At 54.4% G+C, this 23,870-nt stretch carries 19 protein-coding genes; 16 read left to right on the forward strand and 3 right to left on the reverse strand.

Annotated features, from left to right (window positions below):
• Positions 1-296 precede the first annotated feature (296 nt).
• From FCN15_RS07180 to FCN15_RS07215, 8 genes are all read left to right on the forward strand, one after another.
• Positions 297-1,361, forward strand: coding sequence for an LCP family protein (locus FCN15_RS07180; protein ID WP_238996550.1), 1,065 nt, complete (start codon positions 297-299; stop codon positions 1,359-1,361).
• Positions 1,362-1,527: 166 nt separating this feature from the next.
• A complete protein-coding gene (locus FCN15_RS07185; protein WP_138494334.1) occupies positions 1,528-1,950 on the forward strand; it encodes a CBS domain-containing protein in 423 nt (140 codons plus the stop codon).
• 122 nt (positions 1,951-2,072) lie between these two features.
• Positions 2,073-2,375 (forward strand): MazG-like family protein, encoded by a 303-nt coding sequence (locus FCN15_RS07190; protein WP_138494335.1) that lies wholly within the window; start codon positions 2,073-2,075, stop codon positions 2,373-2,375.
• Positions 2,372-3,295 carry a DUF2232 domain-containing protein gene (locus tag FCN15_RS07195; protein WP_238996551.1) on the forward strand — a complete coding sequence of 308 codons (924 nt, stop codon included), beginning with the start codon at positions 2,372-2,374 and terminating at the stop codon, positions 3,293-3,295. The genes FCN15_RS07190 and FCN15_RS07195 overlap by 4 nt, the downstream gene beginning before the upstream one ends.
• A 12-nt stretch (positions 3,296-3,307) precedes the next feature.
• Positions 3,308-5,284, forward strand: a complete 1,977-nt coding sequence (locus FCN15_RS07200; protein WP_138494337.1) for a DHH family phosphoesterase — start codon at positions 3,308-3,310, stop codon at positions 5,282-5,284.
• Positions 5,281-5,727, forward strand: a complete 447-nt coding sequence (rplI, locus tag FCN15_RS07205; RefSeq protein WP_138494338.1) for a 50S ribosomal protein L9 — start codon at positions 5,281-5,283, stop codon at positions 5,725-5,727. Before FCN15_RS07200 ends, rplI begins: the two co-directional genes overlap by 4 nt.
• A gap of 1 nt (position 5,728) precedes the next feature.
• Positions 5,729-7,090 carry a replicative DNA helicase gene (dnaB, locus tag FCN15_RS07210; RefSeq protein WP_138494339.1) on the forward strand — a complete coding sequence of 454 codons (1,362 nt, stop codon included), beginning with the start codon at positions 5,729-5,731 and terminating at the stop codon, positions 7,088-7,090.
• A 321-nt stretch (positions 7,091-7,411) separates the two neighbouring features.
• Positions 7,412-8,698: an adenylosuccinate synthase gene (locus tag FCN15_RS07215; protein WP_138494340.1), complete on the forward strand. Its 1,287-nt coding sequence runs from the start codon at positions 7,412-7,414 to the stop codon at positions 8,696-8,698.
• Positions 8,699-8,804: 106 nt separating this feature from the next.
• On the opposite strand, the gene FCN15_RS07220 is transcribed toward FCN15_RS07215, so the two are convergent.
• Positions 8,805-9,806, reverse strand: coding sequence for an NADP-dependent oxidoreductase (locus FCN15_RS07220; RefSeq protein WP_138494341.1), 1,002 nt, complete (start codon positions 9,804-9,806; stop codon positions 8,805-8,807).
• Positions 9,807-9,895: 89 nt separating this feature from the next.
• Positions 9,896-10,228: an ArsR/SmtB family transcription factor gene (locus FCN15_RS07225; protein ID WP_138494342.1), complete on the reverse strand. Its 333-nt coding sequence runs from the start codon at positions 10,226-10,228 to the stop codon at positions 9,896-9,898.
• A gap of 264 nt (positions 10,229-10,492) precedes the next feature.
• Here FCN15_RS07225 and FCN15_RS07230 point away from each other — a divergent pair, with 264 nt between their 5' ends.
• The gene (locus tag FCN15_RS07230; RefSeq protein WP_275259478.1) at positions 10,493-11,551 is read left to right on the forward strand and encodes a Glu/Leu/Phe/Val family dehydrogenase; all 1,059 of its coding nucleotides are present in this window, start codon (positions 10,493-10,495) and stop codon (positions 11,549-11,551) included.
• A gap of 120 nt (positions 11,552-11,671) precedes the next feature.
• Here the strand turns inward: FCN15_RS07230 and FCN15_RS07235 are convergent, their stop codons facing one another.
• Positions 11,672-12,598, reverse strand: a complete 927-nt coding sequence (locus FCN15_RS07235; RefSeq protein ID WP_138494343.1) for a hypothetical protein — start codon at positions 12,596-12,598, stop codon at positions 11,672-11,674.
• A 315-nt stretch (positions 12,599-12,913) separates the two neighbouring features.
• Between FCN15_RS07235 and FCN15_RS07240 the strand changes: the two genes are divergently transcribed.
• From FCN15_RS07240 to FCN15_RS07270, 7 genes are all read left to right on the forward strand, one after another.
• Complete coding sequence (locus tag FCN15_RS07240) at positions 12,914-13,957, forward strand: acrylyl-CoA reductase family protein (protein WP_138494344.1); 1,044 nt, start codon at positions 12,914-12,916, stop codon at positions 13,955-13,957.
• 283 nt (positions 13,958-14,240) lie between these two features.
• A complete protein-coding gene (locus FCN15_RS07245; RefSeq protein WP_138494345.1) occupies positions 14,241-15,023 on the forward strand; it encodes a hypothetical protein in 783 nt (260 codons plus the stop codon).
• Positions 15,024-15,211: 188 nt separating this feature from the next.
• A complete protein-coding gene (locus FCN15_RS07250) occupies positions 15,212-16,834 on the forward strand; it encodes a M23 family metallopeptidase (RefSeq protein WP_162515305.1) in 1,623 nt (540 codons plus the stop codon).
• A 196-nt stretch (positions 16,835-17,030) separates the two neighbouring features.
• Positions 17,031-19,856, forward strand: coding sequence for a glycoside hydrolase family 2 TIM barrel-domain containing protein (locus tag FCN15_RS07255; RefSeq protein ID WP_138494347.1), 2,826 nt, complete (start codon positions 17,031-17,033; stop codon positions 19,854-19,856).
• A 155-nt stretch (positions 19,857-20,011) separates the two neighbouring features.
• Positions 20,012-20,731, forward strand: a complete 720-nt coding sequence (yycF, locus tag FCN15_RS07260) for a response regulator YycF (RefSeq protein WP_138494348.1) — start codon at positions 20,012-20,014, stop codon at positions 20,729-20,731.
• Positions 20,732-20,807: 76 nt separating this feature from the next.
• On the forward strand, positions 20,808-22,571 hold the full coding sequence (walK, locus tag FCN15_RS07265; RefSeq protein ID WP_420819556.1) for a cell wall metabolism sensor histidine kinase WalK: 1,764 nt from the start codon (positions 20,808-20,810) through the stop codon (positions 22,569-22,571).
• A complete protein-coding gene (locus FCN15_RS07270) occupies positions 22,568-23,845 on the forward strand; it encodes a YycH family regulatory protein (RefSeq protein WP_138494349.1) in 1,278 nt (425 codons plus the stop codon). Before walK ends, FCN15_RS07270 begins: the two co-directional genes overlap by 4 nt.
• Positions 23,846-23,870: the final 25 nt, after the last annotated feature.

Below are 23,870 nucleotides of genomic sequence, written 5' to 3' on the forward strand. Positions count from 1 at the left end.
GATGAAATTCAGAATGAAATTGGGAATGAAATTAAAGTGACTTAATTATTGTGGCTATGGAATGGGGTCCTTAGTGCACGGAAGCTTTATTTTTTGACAGAGAAATGGAGAGGGGCAGGGTCGCTGCGCCCTCTTTGTTTTTTTATGGGCAGTATTGGATATTTGTCTATTTATTTTTTAGTTTTCACTATAGTTCTTACGCGTTACAATGATAGAGAAGTATGGTTAATTCTGCGGGATAACGGTTACTAAATAATATAAATTAGAAGATTTAGGATATGGTGGAGGATACAGGGATGCAGAGAAGAAGGAGTCAACGGAAGAAGAAGAGGCGGGGGCGGAGGGCGCTAGTCATTACTTTGCTGGTGCTGCTTCTGGCTGGAGGGGGGGCTTATGCCTTCCGTGAGCAATTGGCACTTGCGGCCTTTGACATGTTCTTGTCTGGAAGTGTAGAGAAGCAGCTGGCGAAGTCCTATGCTCCGCTGGAAAGTGCGGCGCCGGAGGCGGTTCCCGTGAAAGTAGAGCAAAGCGAGCCCTTTACCGCACTGCTGCTCGGTGTAGATCAGAGGGAGGATGAGCCTGCGCGCTCCGACACTATGATTTTTAGCGTGGTGAGACCTAAAGACTCCCGAGTGCTGCTTGTATCCATTCCGCGCGATACCTATGTAGATATTATTGGCAAGGACAAGAAAGACAAGATTAATCATGCTTACGCCTTTGGCGGGGAGAAGATGGCCAAGGATACGGTGGAGAATTTCCTTGGGTACTCGGCCCAGTATTATGCAGCGATTAACTTTAACGGACTTAAAGAGGTGGTCGATGCGCTTGACGGTATTGAACTGCCGATTACGGAAGATATCGTGAATAAGCAGGCCGACCATGAGAAATTTACGATTAAAGCCAACCAGCCTATCTACTACGGGGTTGATGCTTTGAATTATGTCCGCTACCGGGAAGACAGCGATTTTGAGCGGACCAAACGCCATCAGATCTTTCTGAATGCGCTGGTGAACCGGGTGCTGAGCCTGGACCAGGTATCCAAGATTCCGCAGCTGATTGATATTATGGGGCAGAATTTCAAGACGGATATGCCGCCATCCTTCATTGTGGACTTGTCGAAGCAGCTGTTCACCGGAGAACGGCCGCAGATCAGCAGCTTTACGATTATGGGCACAGGCAAGCGGATTGATGATATTTATTATGATATTGCGGATGAAGAGGATTTGGCCTTTGCCAAGCAAATGATTGAGAGCTGGAGCAATCCGGATACGCCTGCCGATCAGCTGCTGATGCCAGAAGCGGAGAATCAGGACGCGGAGAGTCAGAACGCGGAGAGTCAGAACGCTAAGACGCAGGACTGAATGTTTGCTCATGAGCGCTCATAGATATATAGTAAAATAAGAAACCTTGATCATGAACTTCGGCAGTCCGGAATCGGCTGCCGATTTTTCACTCAGACGCAAGTTGGCAGATTACACAAAAACACAAGAAGAACAAGATGTGAGAGGTTAGGGAGGCACTTGTTTCATGAATATTGCATTTTTTCTACTTCCAAAGAGCCAGGTTGCGGCCATGACGGTGGATTCCACCCTGAGGCAGACGCTTGAGCGGATGGAGCATCACCGGTTCACAGCGGTCCCTATTATTGATAAAGAAGGCGAGTACGTCGGAACGGTAACGGAGGGGGACTTGCTGTGGTATATGAAGAATTCAAACGGGCGGGTTAATTTTGAGACCGCTTCAAAATTTTTGCTGAGAGATGTGCCGCTCCGGGTGAATAACAAGCCGGTCCGTATTGATGCGGATATGGAGGATTTGATCAACCTGGCCAAAGTGCAGAACTTTGTTCCGGTCGTGGATGACCGCAACCGGTTTATCGGAATTGTGCGGCGCAGCCAAATTATTGAATACTGCGAGAAATTCGTGGCCAAAGAATCCCGGCCCTCTTGAGCTGGAGCCTGGCTCTCCAATGGAAAGGGATGGAATTGAAGCCGTTTCTTCCGCCTTTGGCATTATGTTATAATCGGGAATAAAGCTTGTTCTCTATTTGAGAAAAGGAGCGTTCTCTTAACATGCATAAAGAAATGGATGTAGCCAAACGAGCAAAGGTCATTGAGTGGCTGAAAACGGAGGTCGTAGACAACGTCTCCCGTTTGTTTAAATCGCTGTGGGAAGGAAGCAGCCTCAAGGTGATGGACAGTTTGGCCAGCTTGGTGGTCAGCTGTTATATTTTGGGCCGCAGATTAGGCATTTCTTATGCAGAACTTGATGCAAGCATTACAGATAAGCTGAAGAAGCACAAGCAAGAAGGACACCAGCTTGAGGATTGGTATCAGGACATATCCACGCTGGAAGAACATATGCGTAAGAGGTGAACATATTGAAACTGCGCTGGACATCCATCGCCTGGAGCATCGTCTATTTGCTGCTGCTCCTGTCATTGAAATCCCCGCTTGTTGTGATTACGACATTTTTTATGCTGCTGCCCGGAGTGGTGCTCTTTACGCTGCTGCCGCTCCGTTCCTTTATCGTACACATGATTCCTGTGCTGGTCATTGTGGCCTGGTTAGCCGGGCCGGCGTACGTAATGTTATCGGTCTTCTTCCTCATCCCGTCCATCTTGATGGGGTTAGCTTACAAGCGCAGAGCAGCGGCCTTTAAGGCGATTGCCCTGGGTGCCGGAGCGATCCTTGTGGAATTTCTGCTCGTGCTGCTGGTCAGCAAGGCATTGTTTGATTTTAATTTATCCGAGGTTATTGAGAATACGTTTAACATGACGGCGGCTCCGCTTGAGGGGATGTCAGGTGAAACCGTTGCCGGATCTATGGGCTGGTCACCCGACGCTATTGAGCAGCTGTCCCAGCTGACAGTAAGGCTGCTTCCGTTCACGCTGTCGGTCTGTTCGCTTGTGATTGCCTGGGTGGCGCACGGGCTTGCGCGGCCAACGCTGGCCAGCCTGGGACAGGTTGTGCCCAAGCTGCAGCCGCTTCGGACCTGGAAGCTGCCCCGCTCTCTTGTATGGTATTACCTGGCGGCGCTGCTGATCAGCATGTTCACGAGCACCGGCTCGGGGTTCCTCAGCACTGTGCTGCTGAATATTATTCCGATGCTGGGCTTCTGCTTCATGGTTCAAACCGCAAGCTTCTTCTTCTATTTGGCTTATCATCGCAAATGGAATGCACTGATTCCAGTTGCGCTTATTATCGTAATGCTGTTCTTCCAGCCGCTGCGGATTATAGGAATATTGGATATTTTATTTCCGCTTCGAGATAAAATTTCTAGATCTGGACGATAAGGGTGAGAAGGCATGCCTAAATTATTGCAAAAGAGATGGCACGGCTATCAATCAGTTTGGGCCTTTGCGCTGCTGCTGCTGCTGGTTATCTTTATTTCCGTTTACAATTGGGCTCTAGGGCTGATCGGTCTGGTGCTGGTATTCGTGCTCGCCTTCATCATGCTGAAATCGGAAAGAAAATTCCGGAATGATCTGCTTACTTATGTAACGGACCTGACTTACCGGGTGAAAAGAGTGGAAGGGGAGGCGGTCAGCCGGCTGCCCTTTGGCATTATTCTGTACAGCGAGGACCGTACAGTGGAATGGCACAACCGGTTTATTTCCGGCGTGTTTAACCGCAATACGGTCGTTAACCAGTCTCTGCAGGATCTGCTGCCCCAGCTGTCCCAGCTGAGCCGCAAGGAGCCGGACCAGCCTGTCACAATGACTGAGGTGAGCGTGAACGACAGGTTCTATCGTCTGACGCTGGTGCCGGATGAGCGGCTGATTTACTTCCAGGATATTACGGAGTTTGCTATTCTGCGGGAGCGTTATGATAACGAAAGGCTTGCGCTCGGAATTGTCATGCTCGACAACCTGGATGAAGCCTCGCAGGGCATGGACGACCAGCAGCGCTCCGCGCTGATTGCGCGCATGACGACGATGCTGACCGACTGGGCGAAGCAGTACAGAGTTTATCTGCGGCGCTTGTCTTCCGAGCGATATCTGATGATGCTCGATTATAAGGCGCTGCAGGAGATGGAGCAGAGCCGGTTTGTGATCCTGGATGAGGTCCGCGAAATGACCGCGGACCTCAAGGTGCCGATGACGCTGAGCATCGGCCTTGCCTTTGGGACCGAGCACATCAGCGAGCTGGGCGAACTGGCCCAGTCGAGTCTGGATATGGCGCTCGGCCGCGGGGGTGACCAGGCCGCTGTCAAGGCCGGTCAGCGGCTGTCCTTCTACGGCGGGAAATCGAACGCCGTAGAGAAGCGGACGCGGGTGCGTGCCCGCGTCATCGCGCACGCGCTGCGCGACCTCATGCAGGAGAGCGACCGCGTCATTATTATGGGCCACAGGATGCCGGATATGGACGTCATCGGCGCCTCGATCGGCGTGATGAAAGCCGCCGATCTTTATAAAGTGGAGGCCCATATCGTCCTTGAAGGCAGCAACCCGGGCATTGACCGGCTGATGGAGCGGATCAATCAGGATGAGCCGCTGGCCCGCCGGTTCATTACGCCGGAGCTGGCGATGGAAATGATGACCGAGCATACCCTGCTTATCGTTGTCGATACCCATAAAGGCTCGATGACGATTGAGCCGAGAATTGTGGAGCGGGCGAGACGCGTGGTGGTCGTGGATCACCACCGCCGCGGCGAGGAATTTATCAATGACGCTGTTCTGGTGTACCTGGAGCCTTACGCCTCTTCCGCCTGTGAGCTGGTGACCGAGCTGCTGCAGTATATCCACGAGAAGGTTCAGCTCAGTCAGCTGGAGGCTACGGCGCTGCTGGCAGGCATTACCGTAGACACGAAGCATTTTGCGCTTCATACTGGATCACGTACCTTCGAAGCGGCAGGCTTCCTCCGCCGAAGCGGAGCGGACACCGTAATGGTGCAGAGAATTTTGAAAGAAGATCTGCAGGAATACATCGAGAAAGCCGAAATTATTAAACATGCACGTATGATATACAACCATATAGCACTAGCAGTTACAGAGCCGAACCGCAAGCTTCCGCAGCTCCTCATCGCCCAGGTGGCAGATACGCTGCTCAACATGACCAACGTCCTGGCCTCCTTTGTCATCAGCGAACGGACGGACGGGCTGATCGGCATCAGCGCCCGCTCGCTCGGCGGAATGAATGTTCAGGTTGTAATGGAGCGGCTGGGCGGCGGCGGTCACCTGACCAACGCAGCGGCTCAGCTTGAGGGGACTCAGGCGGAAGCGGAAGAGAAGCTGCTGGCTGTACTTGAATCTATAGAGAAGGAAGAGGGGTTATTCGAATGAAGGTTATTTTTCTGAAAGATATGAAAGGCCAAGGCAAAAAAGGGGAAATTAAAGAGGTATCCGAAGGTTATGCGCAAAATTTCCTGCTTCCGCGCGGAATCGTGAAGCCGGCGACAGACGGCAATGTGAAGAGCCAGGAAATGCAGAGCCAGTCCGAGCAGAAACGCAAAGCCCAGGAGAAGGAAGAAGCCATTGCCCTTGGCAAGAAGCTTGAGGAAACAACCGTTAACCTCAAAGCCAAAGCAGGGGAAGGCGGCCGTCTGTTCGGCGCAATTACGAGCAAGCAGGTAGCCGAGGCACTGGAGAAGGAGCATGGCATTAAGATTGATAAACGCAAAATCGAAATGCATGACCCGATCCGTACGCTCGGTGTCACTCAGGTTCCGGTGAAGCTTCATCCAGATGTGAAATCGGCGATGAAGGTACACGTCGTGGAGGAGTAAAATGGGCGGAGATCTGTTAATTGACCGGATCCCGCCGCAAAATCTGGAAGCAGAGCAGGCGGTGCTTGGCGCCATCCTGCTCCAATCCGAAGCCCTCATCACGGCCATGGAACGCGTTCGGGATGAGGATTTTTACAATACAGGCCATCAGCTGATTTATGAAACGATGGTGGAGCTGGGCGAAGAGGGCAAGCCGATTGACCTTGTGACACTTACAGCCCGCCTTCAAGACAAAGGTCAGCTGGAGAATATCGGCGGGGTCAGCTACTTGGCCAAGCTGGCGCATGCCGTGCCTACGGCTGCTAACGTTGACTATTATGCACGCATCATCGAAGAGAAGTCGATGATGCGCCGTTTGATCCGCACCGCTACGCAGATCGTCAGCGACGGTTATACGGGCGGGGAGGATGTCGGCGATCTGCTGAGCGATGCCGAACGCCGCATCCTGGAGATTTCCAACCGCCGCTCCGGCAGCGGATTTATTGCCATCCGCGATGTCCTGATGGAAGTGTTCGAGAAGGTAGAAACGCTCCATCAGAACCGAGGGAACACCACGGGAGTTTCCTCCGGATTCGTCGACCTGGACCGGATGACCTCCGGCTTCCAGCGCAATGACCTGATTATTGTGGCGGCCCGTCCATCCGTTGGTAAAACGGCTTTCGCCCTGAATATCGCGCAGAACGCGGCAGTACGGGGTAAAGAGACGGTTGCCATCTTCAGTCTGGAGATGAGCGCCGCCCAGCTCGTCCAGCGGATGATCTGCGCCGAAGCCAACCTGGACGCGAACGTTATGCGTACAGGCGATGTCAAAGGCGATGATGACTGGGCGAAGCTGACGATGGGGATTGCCGCTCTCTCTGAAGCGGAAATCTACATTGACGATACGCCGGGCGTTACGGTGGCCGATATCCGGGCCAAATGCCGACGGCTGAAGAAGGAACGCGGCCTCGGCATGATCGTCATCGACTACCTGCAGCTCATTCACGGCCGCGGCAAAGCGGGCGAGAACCGCCAGCAGGAAGTCTCCGAGATCTCCCGTACGCTGAAGCAGATTGCGCGGGAGCTGGAAGTGCCGGTTATCGCCCTGTCCCAGCTCAGCCGGGGCGTCGAGCAGCGTCAGGACAAGCGTCCGATGATGTCCGACCTTCGGGAATCGGGTTCTATCGAGCAGGATGCCGACATCGTCGCGTTCCTGTACCGGGATGATTATTACAATCAGGAGACCGAGAAGAAGAATATCATCGAGATCATCATTGCTAAGCAGCGTAACGGCCCGGTCGGGACGGTGGAGCTGGTGTTCCTGAAGAATTATAATAAATTCGCCAATTATGAACGGGCGCATGCAGATGCGTTTGCGGGCTGACGCGGGTCGTCAGGCCCGTTTTTTTTACCCTAAAGGAGTGTTATATGCTGCTGAAACTCAGCAAAGCAACCGGCTTTTTTCCGAACAATAAGAGTTACCGACGGTAGAATGTTCGCTTTTTAATTGACTTTGCCTGGAGGGGCTGGTAAACTGAAGTTGCTGCCCAAGGGTAGCAGTTTCCTATATAGGTTGTTCCATTTGGTTCAGGAGAATACCGGGGCAGAGGGCTGCTTCAGGATTCTTTTGTCTTGTCATGGATTTATATGTTATTCTTACGGGTTGAAAAATTAGATGCGATGAAGCATCCGCGGAGGTATGTACATGTCGACAGTAGTTGTTGTGGGAACGCAGTGGGGAGACGAAGGCAAGGGCAAAATTACGGATTATCTGGCGGAGAGCGCAGATGTGGTGGCTCGCTACCAAGGCGGTAACAATGCCGGCCACACAATACTGATTGACGGCAAGAAGTATAAGCTGAGCCTTATTCCGTCGGGTGTCTTTTATGAAGATAAACTTTGTGTAATCGGCAACGGCATGGTGATCAACCCTGAGGCGCTGCTGCAGGAGATTGCTTATATTCATGAGAACGGTTTTACAACGAATAATTTGAAAATCAGCGACCGGGCGCATGTGATCATGCCCTACCATATGGTACTGGATGCGCTGGAGGAAGACCGCAAGGGACCGAACAAGATCGGCACAACCCGCAAAGGGATCGGTCCGGCCTACATGGACAAAGCGGCGCGCAGCGGCATCCGGATTGCCGATTTGATGGACGCAGAGGAATTTGAGCAGAAGCTGCGCCATCTGATGGCCGAGAAGAACCATATCATTCAGCAGGTCTACGGCGGTGAGCCGCTTGATGTCGAGGAGACGCTGCAGAAATATCTGGAGTACGCCGAGCAGATCCGTTCCTATGTAACGGACACTTCGGTTGTGCTGAACGATGCGATCGACGAGAACCGCAAGGTGCTGTTTGAGGGTGCGCAGGGCGTTATGCTCGACATTGACCAGGGCACCTATCCGTTTGTAACGTCCTCCAACCCTTCGGCAGGCGGCGTCTGCATCGGTTCCGGCGTCGGCCCGTCCAAGATCCAGCAGGTTATTGGCGTTGCCAAGGCTTATACGACCCGTGTCGGCGACGGCCCGTTCCCTACCGAGCTGTTTGACGAAGTGGGCGATCAAATCCGCGAAACCGGCCATGAATATGGTACAGTAACCGGACGTGCGCGCCGCGTAGGCTGGTTCGACAGTGTCGTGGTCCGCCATGCCCGCCGCGTAAGCGGTCTGACCGGCTTGTCCCTGAACTCGCTGGATGTACTGACCGGCCTTGAGACGGTTAAAATCTGCACAGGCTATAAATACCGCGGCGAGGTTATTACGCATTATCCGGCAAGCCTCAAAATGCTTGCTGAATGCGAAGCCGTCTATGAAGAGCTGCCAGGATGGTCCGAGGATATTACAGGTGTCAAAACGCTTGAGGAGCTGCCGGAAAATACCCGCCGCTATGTAGAACGCGTATCCGAGCTGACCGGCATTCCGATCGCCATCTTCTCCGTCGGACGCAACCGCGAGCAGACGAACCAGGTGCTGCCGATTTATATCTAAGTTACCAGGCTTAACGATAATAAGTTTGAATAAAGGTTAACGAAGAAGCCGCAGTCTTTCTGTCAGGAAAGGCTGCGGCTTTGTGCTGTCCGGTGAAAATAAAGTCTTACTTTAGCTTAATGACTACCTTTCCTTTGGACCTTCCGCTTTCCAAGTAATTAAATGCTTGACCGGAATCTTTGAAATCGTAAACCTTATCAATAATTGGCTTAATGAGGCCTTCTTCAATAAATTCCTTTAAAACCCTCAATTGTTCTCCGCTCGGTTTCATGAATAGAAAATGATATCTCGTGTTGCTCTTCTTCTCCTGGGCCTTGATCTTACGGCTCGCGATGGACAAAATGGTTGTTTTCACCCAACCCAGTTTTGCTTCTTTTCCAAATCTGCCGTTTGGCATCCCGGAGATGGATACAATTTGTCCGCCTGGTTTCAGTATGCGGAATGATTTGTCCAGGGATTCTCCGCCTAAGGTATCAAAAACAGCGTCATATCCGGTTAGCATTTCTTCAAAATTCTCTTGTTTATAATTAATAATGAGATCGGCTCCCAGCGATTTGACCAATTCATAGCCTTTATCGCTTGCTGTTGTGGCAACAAAAGCGCCCATCAGCTTGGCCAGTTGGATGGCGAAGGTCCCTACACCTCCCGAACCAGCGTGAATCAATATTTTTTGGCCTTGCCGGAGGTTTAGTATATCAACAAAAGCTTGGTAAGTCGTAAGTCCAATCAGTGGGATCGACGCTGCCTCTTCAAAAGTTAGATTCTGCGGTTTCAGACAAATGTCATCCTCATGAACAGCAATAAATTCAGCTAATGTTCCGATTCGGTTCTTTCGGGGTCTCCCGTAAACTTCATCTCCGGGTTTAAAAGTATTCACCCGATCACCAACCTTGACTACAACACCGGAGAAATCATTTCCTAAGATTAGAGGAAAGCTGTAATTCAACAGGAATTTCATTTTCCCTTGCTTAATCTTATAATCAATTGGATTTAGGCTGGCTGCATGAATGTCCACTAGAACATCATGTTCTCCAATAGCAGGCATTGGCTGCTCGGACATCACTAAGGGAACATTTTCCCCGTATTTCTCAATGATCATAGCTTTCATTTCAAATCACTTCCCTTTTAGATTATTGGTTTAAACTAATGAACATATTAAAAATAATAAGATTCTCCCTACAGGATTCTCTTCAGGTCTTAGGGTAAATCATGGGACCCCTTGCATGCGTCTTCAACAGAAGCAATCAAGGATTTGAGTTGATCAAGCGGTTTACGTATCGTTAATACATAATAGTTTTCTACGCCTTTTTTCTCGGCTTTAATGTAACCAGACTGTTTCAACACCTTTAAATGATGAGATACAGCCGGTCTGGACAAATTCATATGGCCTGCTATCGTATTAACATTAAGTCCTGATTTATTCTGCGCCAACAGTATGATTATGGCTTGACGGTTTACATCCGTCAGCACTTCCAATAATGGGATACAATCTTTAAATTGCTGTAGAACATGCTCGGTTTGTTGGCTCATGTACTCCACCTCTTTAGTTGATTCGTTTAATCTATTAAACGTAATTATAGCTATTTTCTTCACTAAATCAAGTTAAAGGACGTGAGTTGCCGACGAGAGAGTGAGTTTGAATTGTTATGCTATGTTCGTCCCTTGTCAGTTATATTTACGTGTTCCTGCCTGCCTCTGCGGACCAATTGTCCGCCTGCCGAATATACTGATGTCAAATGCAGATGATGGTTAAACGGCTGGCCTTCACCAGACAGGGCAAAGGGGATGAAGGGAATGCAGGGAATGCAGGTTTGGGGTGCGATGGAAGCCGGAGGCTTTGAGGAAATTCTGTATGCAAGCGATCCGGCAAGCGGGTTAAAGGCAGTGATCGTTCTTCACAATACGCAGGCCGGGCCAGCGCTTGGCGGCTGCCGGATGTGGAATTATGTCTCCGAGGAGGAGGCGCTGACGGATGCCATGAAGCTGGCGCGGGGCATGACGTATAAATCGGCTATCTCCGGTCTGCCCTGCGGCGGAGGGAAGGCAGTCATCTGGGGCGATCCGGCCAAAGATAAATCGGAAGCCCTGTTCCGTTCCTTCGGCCGGGTGCTGGAGCGGATGAAAGGCCGTTATATCACCGGCGTAGACCTCGGCACCACCGTGCAGGACATGGACTTCATCGCTATGGAAACCTCGCACGTAACGGATATGACAGGCACGCTCGGCGGCAGCGGCAATTATACGGCCGAAATGACGGCCTACGGCGTGTATTTAGGCATCGAAGCGTCTTTGCAGGAGGCGGCGGGAAGCCGGTCGCTGGCGGGAAAAAGAGTCGCCGTCCAGGGGCTCGGCAAAGTCGGCTACGCCCTTTGCCGGTATCTGCGGAAGGCGGGAGCCGAGCTGCTCGTAAGCGACGTGAACCCGCCGCTTACGGAGCGCGCAGTCCGCGAGTTCGGCGCATCGGCGGTATCGCCGGGCGCCATCTATGCGCAGGACTGCGATGTGTTTGCGCCATGCGCGCTCGGCGGCATCCTGAATGACGCCGTGCTGGCGCAGCTCAGCTGCCGGGTCGTCGCCGGCGCTGCCAACAACCAGCTCGCCGGGCCAGAGACGGCCGGCGAGCTGCAGGCCCGGGGCATCCTCTATGCCCCGGACTACGCGATCAACGCCGGCGGCATCATAGCCACGGCGTTGGAGCTGCAGGGCCGCGGCGCCGAGGAGATCCGGCGGCGGGTCGAGACCATCGGCCAGACCTTGGCCGATGTGTACCGCTTGGCGCGCAGCTCCGGCGCGGACACGGCGCAGGCGGCAGACCGCCTGGCCGAAGCGCGGCTCGCGGAGCTCGCGCCATAAGCCTGACAGCCGCAGGCCGTGCGGCGGCTGTCAGGCTGAACTAAAGAGCAGGGCCCGCAAGCGGGGCCTGCTCTTCTGCGGCTGGGCCCGGCCAGTCAAACGGCCGGGCGCCAGCCTTCGTTATCGCTGCTTCTCCATCACATGCGCGGTCACCAAATAATCCCGGTCCTCCACAGCATCATCGACAAAGTCCCACAGCAGGGAGAAGGTTGACCGGATGCTGAATAGGCTCAAAATTTCAGGCTGCAGGTGGACAAACGCTCCCGGCAGGCACAGGCCCTGCCTGGCGAATTCCGGCAGGTGCTCCCGGATCAGCTCCAGGCTGTCCCGGAGGCGGCCGCCGTGCGAAGCGGCGAGCTGCTCCGAGAGGATTTTTGCAGGACTGCTTGTTCCGGTCTTCTTAAGCTGCTGGAGCAGCAGCACATCGGTCAGGTGGATCACCATCCCGTTATCCGCCAGCCTTTGATGCAGGCCTTCAAAGATACTGACATGGATCCGCTCGATCAGCCGGTCCAGCTGGACGCCGAATTCGGACGTGTAGAGGGGTTTATTATTCTCCCGGTAGAAGAAGGCGGAGATCAGCTGGGACGAAAAACACAGGTTGATCACCAGATCAAAGGGAGGGCGGAGACGGGACAGATCGACGGACGGGGAAAGCGAGGGTGCCTTCTCCATTAATTCGCCCAGCGAATGAACCTCTTTGCCGATTCCGGTCAGGTCGATGATCGCTTTCTCAAACTTATCGGGATGTGCGGCCTTAGCCAGAAAGCGGTCCAGGGCTTTATCGTCGATATCTACGATGGTAATCCGCTCAAAGACCGTTTCAATATAGGACACAGGCACGTCATTTCCGTTCCCGGCGCCGAGCAGCAGGAGATGGCCGCGGCCGCTTGAGGAGCGGCTTAGAGTATGCTCGATGACCTGCCTGATCTGGCTGCGGTAATTCTCCCAGTACATCCAGTCGTTCTTTGTGGTGTTGTTGCGGAGCGTATTGGCACTCCGTATTTTGGCGTAGGGTACGCGCACTCTTCGTTTGAACGGGTTCATGAAAGGTCACCTTTTTCCAAGTAAAAAAATCGTATGGCGAGATTATATCTCTTTCCAAAAAGGGTTTCCAGTCACGAGGGGTTTTCAGTCACGGGGCCGGCGCTTCGGTTAAAGTTTGACCGGAGGTGGAAGGCTGGAAGAGGGCGGTTAGAACGCCTGGTGGAGGTGCGGTCTTGTTTCTTCCTGTACGAAGATCACACCGGTCCGGTGAATGATTCATGAACTTTTTGAACGGGGGCCCTTATAGCGTCCTAAGAAAGTTGACCGGCCAATGTTGAAAAATATAGACTGGGCTTATCGAAGGAGGGAATGAAGATGTCGGAAACCTTTAAAGCTTTAGTAGTTGAGCGTACGGATACGGGTACAGATACAGGTACAGATAGAGGTACGGATACTGGCGCGGATGCCTTCAAGCTTGGGGTCAAGCCGGTTGCTCTGGCGGATCTGCCTGAGGGCGAGGTGCTGATTAAGACTGCTTATTCCAGCGTCAATTATAAGGATGGACTTGCAAGCCTTCCAAACGGAAATATAGTAAAATCCTACCCGTTTATTCCGGGAATCGACTTGTCCGGAACTGTGGTGTCTTCGTCGGATGAACGGTTTAAGGCCGGACAGCCGGTGCTGGTCACCGGATATGAGCTGGGCGTAAGCCATTTCGGCGGATTCAGCGAATACGCAAGGGTTCCGGCGGACTGGGTGGTTCCGCTGCCGGAGGGCCTCAGCCTGAAAGAGGCGATGATCTACGGAACAGCCGGCTTTACTGCGGCTTTGTCGGTGCAGCGGCTGGAGGAGAACGGCCTGAAGCCGGAGCTGGGGAAGGTGCTGGTTACGGGGGCGACCGGCGGAGTAGGGGCGGCTGCGGTGGCCATCCTCAAGGCGAAAGGCTGCGAGGTTGCGGCCAGCACGGGCAAAACGGCGGAAGCCGATTATTTGAAGGCTTTGGGAGCATCCGAGGTCATCCCGCGGCTCACAGAGGAGGGCGACAAGCCCAAGCCGCTGAACAAGCAGCTGTGGCAGGCGGCGGTTGACCCTGTCGGCGGACGCACGCTGGCCTCCATTCTCAGCCGGATCGCCTACCGCGGCTCGGTGGCGGTCAGCGGCCTGACTGGAGGGACGTCGGTGCCGACGACGGTGCTGCCGTTTATTTTGCGGGGCGTCAACCTGCTTGGCATTGATTCCGTATACTGCCCGTATGATATTCGGGTGAAGCTGTGGAACCGGATGGCCGGGGACCTGAAGCCCGCCGACATGGAGCTGCTGATCAGCAGCGAGGTGACGCTGGAGCAGCTGCCGCAGGCGCTGGACGATATTCTGAATTCCCGGACGCGGGGGCGGATTCTCGTCAAGATAGGCGAATAAGCAGGAAACTGGGCAGGAAGAGAAACGGACAAGCTGGAAGGAAAGTAGACGGGATCTTAATCAAATAGACAGGCAATCAAACCTTTTCCGGGAGCTTTAGGGAGCACCGGGAAAGGTTTTTTTGCTGTATTTTTTCATAGGGAAGGTAGAAAACCCCTCCTCGGCGGGCATACTGGTTACCACCAGGCCCCAGCCATTTGGCATCCGGCAGGCACTGGCTCAGGCTCTAATTCAGATTATGGGTGAGTTTTACGCAGTCTGCGCCCCAAGGAGGATAATCAATATGAAATGGGTTTATCGGATTATGATCGGGTTGTCGGCAACCCTTCTTGTCTGCGGCTTGTCCGTGCTTACGACCGGGCTTGTCGTGAACGCTTATGTCCAGTCGCTTCTCAGCAGCATGAACATCAAATGGGAGGGTCAGCCCACGGGCTTAAGCAGCGTATTGAAGCTCGGCTGGAGCGGGCCGTCGGACTCCCCGGTCTCAAACGCTTCAGATGAATCAAATGCGTCAGATGAATCAAACGCGTCAGATGGGTCAGACGCCGAGAGCGAAAGCGAGACGGCGCTCGGCACGGTCAGCGGAAGTGACTCCGTGAGCAGTGACGCAGCCGGAGATGGCGAAGCAAGCCAAACCTCCCAAACAGGCGATCCGGAAGGGGACACAGAGACGCAGGGCTCCAGCCAGGCCAGCAGCAGCGGAGACAGTGGAGACAGCGCAGAGGAAGGCGGCCAGGCCAGTACAGCGCCGGACAATGCCCTGCCGGTTATGGGGGACAGCATCAGCAGCGGCGATAGCAGCGGCAGCACCGGCCTTCAAAGCGGAAGTGAGGCCCCGGTCGTCACGCCCGACCAGCTGACAGCGAAGAAAGACGACATTCCGGATGACGAGAAGGAGGAAGTCTTTAACATGCTGATGAACAAGCTGCCGGGAGATGAGATGCAGAAGATTACAACCGATATGGAAGGCGGCTTGACGGAGAGCGAGCTGATGGAGATTCAGCAGATTATGTCTAAATATTTGGACAAGGACGATTATTCCAAAATAATGGAAATTTTAAAATAGGAGGTACCCCATTCAAACCTGCGCCCGGCGCGGGTTTTTTTGCATTCTTCAGTAAAGTTGAAATCTTTGCCAAGCCTATGGTAAAGTTAGTCTTGGGTAAAAAAGGTTAAAATTTTGAAACTATTTTTTGTCGAATCCTGGGCGTGTACAGCCCTTTCGGCGGTAGTTTAAGAATGAAGGAGAGCAAGATGAGCGATCTGAATAATGAAGAGCAGGTTGAGAGGAATTCTGTCAGGCCGTCATTTAAACATTTTTATAAATCCAGAAAGTTTATTCTCAGTGCAGGAACCCTCCTGCTGACGGGCGGCATTTTCCTTGCCGGACATCAATATGTTGAAGCGAACAAAGTTCCCTATTATCACGTTTATTACAAGGGCCAGGAAGTAGGCTCTATCAAAAATACGTCCCAGCTGGAAGACGCCTATCAGGCGAGGCAATCCGAACTGGAGAAGCAGTACCCGGATGCTAACATTGTCCTCCAAACCGATGAGGTGACAACCTCGCTGGAAAAAGAGTACAAAGCCAGCGTAGACAGCCAGCAGACACTGGACAAGCTTGAGAAGCTGCTGCCTTACCACGCAGAGGGTGTAGCTATTAAGGTCGACGGTGAAACGGTAGCCGTAGTCAAAGATGAGGAATCCGCCCAAGAGGTTCTGAACCAGGTCAAGAACAAATACGTCCCGGCCAGTGTGCCGTTAACAGATGGCTCCATTGAACTTAAGAAATTGTCAGCCAGCGGCAGCAGCACAGCTGTGCCGACGCCTTTGGGCACGACAAAGACAGCAGCCTCGTCCGCTGCCCAATCGACTGCAGACAAATCGACAGCTGCATCGACCTCGGCTTCCTCTAACCAGCAGGTGAAGTCGGTTACCTTTGTCGAGTCGGTGGCTGAGGAATCTTATTCCGGCACTGCGGACAAGGCTATGTCGGTAGAAGAGGCAGCCCAGCTGCTACTTAAGGATAAACAGGAATCCGTGACCTATGTGGTCAAAGAGGGAGATACGATCTCGGCGATTGCCAAGGCGATGGGCACGACGCAGTCGGAGATTTTTAAGCTGAATCCGGGCCTGTCCGAGCTGAAGATGCAGATTGGCGAGAAGCTCAAGGTGACAAAGGCGGAGCACACGCTCACCGTACAGTCGGTTGAGAAGGCTTATGAAACGGTTGTAATCGAGCCAACGGTTATCACCCGCACCAATTCCGAGCTGGCCGAAGGCAAAACCGTCATCGCTTCTCCCGGCGCACATGGCAGCAAAATCATGAATTACCAGGTGGTGAAGGAGAACGGTGAGGTCGTCAGCAAGCAGTATATCGGCCAGACCGTGACCAAGAAATCTTCGCCGAAGATCATTGTGAAAGGAACCAAGAAGATCGTACAGGCGGTGGCCAAGAAGACTTCCTCTTCTTCGTCAACCTCTTCATCTTCCTCGTCCTCATCGTCATCCTATATGTTTGCTTGGCCGGTTTCTTCACCAACGATTACCAGCGAGTACGGAACGCGCTGGGGGGATTTGCATAAAGGCATCGACATGGTGTCCTCAAGCTACACGATTCATGCGGCTGCTGCCGGAGAGGTTACTTTTGCCGGCGTGAAGACGGGTTATGGCAACTGCATTGTGATCAAGCATGCGAACGGCTACGAGACCCTGTACGGACACTTGAGCAAGATCAGTGTCAGCGTCGGGGAGCAGGTAAGCCAGGGTGACAAGATCGGGATTATGGGCAGCACAGGCCATTCGACCGGCACCCACCTGCATTTTGAGATTCATAAGAACGGGGAGCTGCAGAACCCGCTTAATTATTTGGACTAATCCATTGAACGGGATACGGCAAAGCCATCTGCTGGATGCGGATGGTTTTGTCTTTTTTTTGAAGGTGAAAGCTCTTACATTAGCCTCCCAAATCGGATATGCTTAAAGCTGACAGAAATACAGGCACAGAAGAGCAGAAGGTTAGGAGTTAGAAGAAGGATATGGCAATGTCCATACAGGAGAGGAGATTTGAAACATGCTGCACAAAATGAGTTTGGAAGGAAGCTGGCGCCTGCAGCTGGACGAGCAGAAAGAGGGCCTCAAGCAGCCTTACCAGGATTCGATCGAGCTGCCGGGCACGACTTCCCACGCCCAAAAAGGCCAGAAGAACGAGAAGATTGAAATTGACGCTTTAACCGACGAATATGCGTTTGAGGGCTTTGCCTGGTTTGCCAAAGAGATTGTCATTCCGGAGGAGTTTGGCGGCAAGACTGCTGTCTTGTTCCTGGAGCGCACCCGGGTCACAACCGTCTGGATTGACGGGCAGGAGATCGGGACGCAGAGCAGCCTGAATACCCCGCATCGTTATCTGCTGCAGGAGGGTTTAACCGCCGGCAGGCATGAAATCACGGTTCGCGTGGACAATACCAATTATCCGACCAAGGGCGGCCACTTGACCTCCAAGGATACGCAGACCAACTGGAACGGCATTACCGGACGTCTGGAACTGCAGTTCTATGGTGACGCTTGCCTGGAAAATATCCGGGTCACGCCGGATGTGGCGGCACGCACCTTTAAGATTGAAGGCCATATCAGCGGGCAGACTGAAGGCGTAAATGTAATCGTTTCCGCGGCCAGCCTGAACAGAGGCGAAGGCAGCGGTCATAAGGCGGCGCCGCAAACATTCAAGCCCGCTTCCGGCGGCGCGGCTGCGTTTGAATATGAGCTTGGGGACGGGGCGCTGCTGTGGAGCGATTCCGAGCCTAATCTCTATACATTGACCCTAACTCTGCAGGGCGCGGGCGATGAGGTTCTGGACCGTCAGGAGCTGATTGCCGGCCTGCGGGAATTCAAAGCCGACGGCGACAAGTTTGCGATTAACGGCGTGAAGACCTTCCTGCGCGGCAAGCATGACGGCCTGATCTTCCCGCTCACCGGATATGCTCCAACAGATGTTGAAGAGTGGGTGCGGATTATGAGCATCGCCAAGTCCTACGGCATCAACCATTACCGCTTCCATACCTGCTGCCCGCCGGAGGCGGCCTTTACCGCTGCGGACCTGCTGGGCATCTTTATGGAGTCGGAGCTGCCGTTCTGGGGAACGATTACCGACGAAACGTACGAGAACCACAACCAGGCGGAGCAGGATTACCTGATCAGCGAAGGGTACGCCATGCTGAAGGAATTCGGCAACCATCCGTCCTTTGTCATGATGTCGCTCGGCAACGAGCTGTGGGGCAGCAAAACCCGGATCGACGGCATTTTGCGGGACTACAAGCAGTTTGATGACCGCCCGATGTACACGCAGGGCTCGAACAACTTCCAGTGGGTGCCGGAAATTCTGGAGCATGAGGACTTCTTCAGCGGCGTGCGCTTTGACCGTGACCGGCTGTTCCGCGGCTCTTACGCGATGTGCGACGCTCCTCAAGGGCATGTGCAGGTAGACCGTCCAAGCACGCTGAAGGATTACGACGAGGCGATTGTGCCGCCGCAGCGGCAGGAAGACGGCAAAGAGGAAGCAGGCGCCGGTATCGGAGGCACGATCTCTATCCAGTACGGAACCGGAACCAAAGAAGTAGAAGCCGAGGCCGTCACGGAGCAGCTGATTCCGCACGTTCCGGTGGTCTCCCATGAAATCGGGCAGTACGCGACCTTCCCGAACTTCGAGGAGATCGGCAAATACAAGGGCTCGCTGAAGGCGAAGAACTTCGAGGTGTTCCGCGAACGTCTGGAAGCGAAGGGCCTGGGCCATCTGGCGCAAAAATATTTTGAAAATTCCGGCAGGCTTGCCGCTGCCAGCTACAAAGAAGAACTCGAGGCGGCCTTCCGCTCCAGACGACTGGCCGGCTTTCAAATTCTGGACCTCCAGGATTTCAGCGGCCAGGGCACCGCTCTCGTCGGCATTCTGGACGCCTTTATGGACTCCAAAGGGCTGGTCACGCCTGAGGAATGGCGCACGTACTGCTCGGATGCGGTTCTGCTGGGCCGCTTCGCCAAATACAACTATGAAGCCGGGGAAGCCTTCAGTGCCCAAGTTGAGCTGAGCAACTATCGTCCTCAGCTGCCGGCCGGTTTGACGCTGCACTGGGAGCTGAGCGATGGACAGGCCGTGCTGGCCTCCGGGGAAATGGCGGTCCCTGCCAGCCAGGCAGGCGACTACGTCGAGATCGGCGAGATTCAAACGGACATGCCAGCCGTGGACCGGATGACCAAAGCTGCCCTGAAGCTTGCGATTTCCGGCACGGACATCTGGAAAACCTATGATCTGTGGATCTATCCACAGAACGTAGAGCCAAATCTGTCCGGCCTGCACCTGTTCAGCAGTCTGACCGACGAGGCCGCGGCCCTGCTCGAGCAGGGCGAAGACGTGCTGCTGCTGGCCCATCCCGATCAGGTGAGCCATGCGGTGGAGGGAACCTACTGTACGGATTTCTGGTGCTACCCGATGTTCCGCTCCATCTCCGAGAGCATGAACAAGCCGGTTCCAATCGGCACGATGGGCCTGCTGATTGACAGCCAGCATCCGGTCTTTGGCGATTTTGCAGCTGAGGAGCATTCCACCTACCCTTGGTGGGAGATTGTGATGCACTCCAAGTCCTTCATTCTGGACGAGCTGCCGCAGAACCTGCAGCCGATCGTTCAGACCATTGATAACTTTGAGCGGAACCACAAGCTCGGCCTGCTCTTTGAGGCCCGCGTGCGGAAGGGCAGACTGCTGATGGGCGCCGTGGACATTCATGCGATTAAAGCAACGCTGGAGGGCAGACAGCTCCTGTCCAGCATCGCCAATTACATGAACTCGGACAAGTTTAACCCGCAGGCCGAGATCAGCTTCGAGGAGCTGCGCAGCCTGCTGCGATAAAGGTTTGATTTTTGAGCAGCACCCAACCACCCGGATGGACAAGAACAGGCACGGCTTTGAAACAAAGCTGTGCCTGTTTTTTTAGAATGTGCCGATTCAAGTATGCTAAAATAGAGCAAGGAAAGAAAGCTTGTAGGCGGGGTGAAGCTGAGGATATGCAGGGGAAAATCCTGGTTGTAGACGACGAACAGCCGATTGCGGATATATTGAAATTTAATCTGGAGAAAGAGGGCTACGAGGTCATCCTGGCCTTCGACGGCATCGAAGCTGTCGAGTTAGCCTTCTCGGAGCGCCCTGACCTGATTCTGCTTGACCTGATGCTCCCGGGCAAGGACGGCATGGATGTGTGCCGGGAGGTGCGCACCCGGCTGGAGACGCCGATCATTATGCTGACCGCCAAAGACGGCGAAATCGACAAGGTGCTGGGCCTTGAGCTTGGGGCCGACGACTACGTCACCAAGCCGTTCAGCGCACGGGAGCTCCTGGCGCGGGTGAAGGCGCAGATGCGCCGCCAGGCCAAAGCGCAGGTAACCGGTGAAGAAGCGGCCCCGGCGCCGCAGGGTCTTCATTTGTACGACTTATTTATTGATACCGATATGTACACGGTTTACAAGAACGGAGAGCCGCTCGATTTGACGCACCGGGAATACGAGCTGCTGTATTATATGGCCCGCAACGCCGGGAAGGTCATGACCCGCGAGCATCTGCTTCAGGCAGTGTGGGGATTTGAATATTTCGGCGACGTCCGGACGGTGGATGTGACGATCCGCCGTCTGCGCGAGAAGATCGAAAGCGATCCGGGCAAGCCGGAGGTTATTCTGACCCGCCGGGGACTCGGCTATCTGATCCGGAACCCGAAGAATGGCGGATTCTGATATGAAGCTGCCTTCCTTCTTCCGGACGATTCAGGCACGTCTGATTATGATCTACGTGCTGCTCATCCTGATCGCGATGCAGCTTATCGGCGTTTATTTTGTGAGCGCCATGAAGAATTCGCTGATCAGCAATTTTACCAAGGACCTGGAGTCCAGAGCCGAGCTGCTGTCGGTGCTGGTGGCCCAGAATCTGGGCGGCACCACGGCAGGTTCAGGAGCCGGGACGGCTGACGAATCGCTCGACAACCTGCGGGTGCTGGCCAACAACCTGTTTAATATCAACGGCGCCGAGATTCAGGTGCTTGATGCAAGCGGCAAGGTGCTGACAACCTCCAAGCCGTCCCATGCGGATTACGTGGGGCGGAAGAACACGCAGACGGTGGTCAGCCGCGCCCTTCAGGGCATCAGCGACAACGAGGAATACATTATTGATGATGACGATATCCGGAAAAAGGTCGTCGCCAAGCCGGTCCTGAGCGGCGGCAAAATCGTAGGCGCCATCTACATCGCCGCGTCGATGAGCGACCTGTACAGCACGATGGAGCGGATTAACAGCATTTTTATATCCGGCCTGCTTATTGCTCTCGTGCTGACCGCGATTCTCGGCGTCATTCTGGCGCATACGATTACGTCGCCGATCAAGGAGCTGACGAAGCGGGCGACCGCCGTGGCGGAGGGCAGCTTCAACCAGGTGATGCCCGTGCTGGGCAGCGACGAGATCGGCCAGCTCAGCCATGCGTTCAACTACATGACGAGCCGGCTGCGCGACGCACTGGCCCAGAATGAGGAAGAGAAGGAGAAGCTTGCCTCCATTCTGACGAATATGAGCGACGGCGTAATTGCGACCGACGAAGCCGGAAAAATCATCCTGATGAACCGCCGCGCAGCCGCCATGCTCCAGCTGGAGCATGACGCGAACGGGCGGGACATCGTGGAGGTGCTGGGGCTGCCATCGGCCCAGCACGAGGATCTGCTGCAGGGTACGCTGCCTCCGGCCCTGCTGGAGACAGGCGGCCAGGCGGACGAACCGTCGCTGGTCCGCGTGACGTTCACGCCGATTCACCGCCGGGAGATCGGCATCATCGGCACGATCGCCGTGCTCCAGGACGTAACCGAGCAGGAGAAGCTCGACCAGGCACGGCGCGAGTTCGTGGCGAACGTGTCGCATGAGCTCCGCACGCCGCTGACTACGATCAAGAGCTATACCGAGGCGCTGGAGGACGGCGCCCTGGAGCATCCGGAGCTTGGCCCGCGCTTCGTCAGCGTTATCCAGAACCAGACGGAGCGCATGATCCGGCTTGTAACGGATCTTCTGCACCTGTCCCGGCTGGACTCGAAGGAGGCTTCGCTGCGCAAGCAGCGGACAGAGCTGCAGGACCTGCTGGAGGACGTAGAGGACCGCTTCTCCTTCCAGATGCAGCAGAAGGGCATTACGTCGCGCATTCAGCTTGACGGAGAGCTGGCCCCGGTCTGGATGGACCGCGACCAGATTGACCAGGTGCTGGACAATCTGGCGTCCAATGCCATTAAATATACGCCGGAGGGCGGCATGATTACCCTTGGCGCGGAGAAGACGCAGGACGGCATGGTGAAGATTTCCGTCGAGGACAACGGAATCGGCATTCCGAAGAAGGATTTAAGCCGGATCTTTGAACGGTTTTACCGGGTAGACAAAGCCCGTTCCCGCAATATGGGCGGCACCGGCCTCGGCCTGTCGATTGCCCGGGAAATTGTGCTCGCCCACGGCGGCACAATTGAACTGTCCTCGGAGCTGACCAAAGGCACGAAGGTGACCTTTACGCTGCCGCAGGGACCGGAAGAAGGAGGCGAGGAGACTTGAAAGAGACGCTGAAGTCTGCTGCGCTTGCGCTTCTGATTGCGGCGAGTCTGGTGCAGAGCTATTTTCTCATTTACAGGCTGCCCGGCACCAATCCGGTCGTGAAGACAGAGAACGATTACGTCGCTACGGAGAACATGGGGGACGAGCTTGACGTTTCCCGGGTGATTTTTCCCAAGCAGCTGGTGGTGCATCTGGGCGGCAATAAACATACGGTGTTCTATCCCGATTCCACATTCTATAACTTAATCTTCTCCCGTCTGCAGGCCCGCCAGTTTGACGGCTTCCAGCGGGATGTTGCGCAAAGCAGGGACTGGTCCAAGATCCGCAGCGAGGACGAAGGCATTGAGCTGGAGTTCGGGACAGGCGTCCCGGTTTCCCTGCTGCAGAAGATCATGCAGATTGCGCCTGATCCGCTCTTTGAGAGCGAAAGCATTGACCGCATTTTTCTGTACAGCGCCGCGGGCGAAGATAAGGTGCATGTGTTCTTTTTCAGCGTGCAGGGGGATGTCGTGTATGAAGCGGCCAAGGCCGATTTGACCGTACAGGATTTGAAGCAGCATGTCGATTTCGGGCGCACCTGGATGCCTTATACGCTGGTGGACAACACCTACTACGTGCCGGAAGAGCCGCTTGAAATGGTGGAGGGCACGCTGGGCACAGGCCAGTACACGGTTGAGCAGATGCAGCGCAGCTTGTTCTTTGATCCGAGCATTACGAGGAATATCCGGGAGAAGGACGGCTCGGAGATCTACACCGACTCCAAGCGCAGCCTGCAGGTCAGACAGAACCAGAACTGGATTAACTATACCGATCCGGCGGTTCCGGCGGCGGGGGAGGACAACCTCGGCAAAAATGGCCTGTCCGCCGTTGACTTCGTCAACCAGCACGGCGGGTTCAGCGGAACGTACCGCATGGAGCTCGGCGAGGAGACGGACGGCAAGCAGACCGTGCAGTTCCAGCAGTATTACAGCAGCTTCCCGATCATTGACGTGCCGGAATTCCATTACGGGGTCATGAAGCTGGAAATGCAGCAGGGCACAACCACCGTATATGAACGGTCGCTGATTTATCTAAAGACGGACAACCAGTCGAAAAAGATGGTCCAGCTTCCCTACGGCCAGGCGCTTAAGGATAAAATCGCCGCTGCCGCGGGCGGCGGCACGATCAAGGAGCTGTATCCGGGCTACCGCCCGTCACTGGGCGAAAGCGGCATGACGCTCACCCCGGTCTGGGTGCTTGAGATGGAAGACGGCACCGTGCAGGTGCTGAAGTAGCCGGCAGGCGGGTGATTTTTCCGCT

It is taken from the genome of Paenibacillus pinistramenti, assembly GCF_005869875.1.
In the GTDB taxonomy this organism is placed as follows: Bacteria; Bacillota; Bacilli; order Paenibacillales; family Paenibacillaceae; genus Fontibacillus; species Fontibacillus pinistramenti.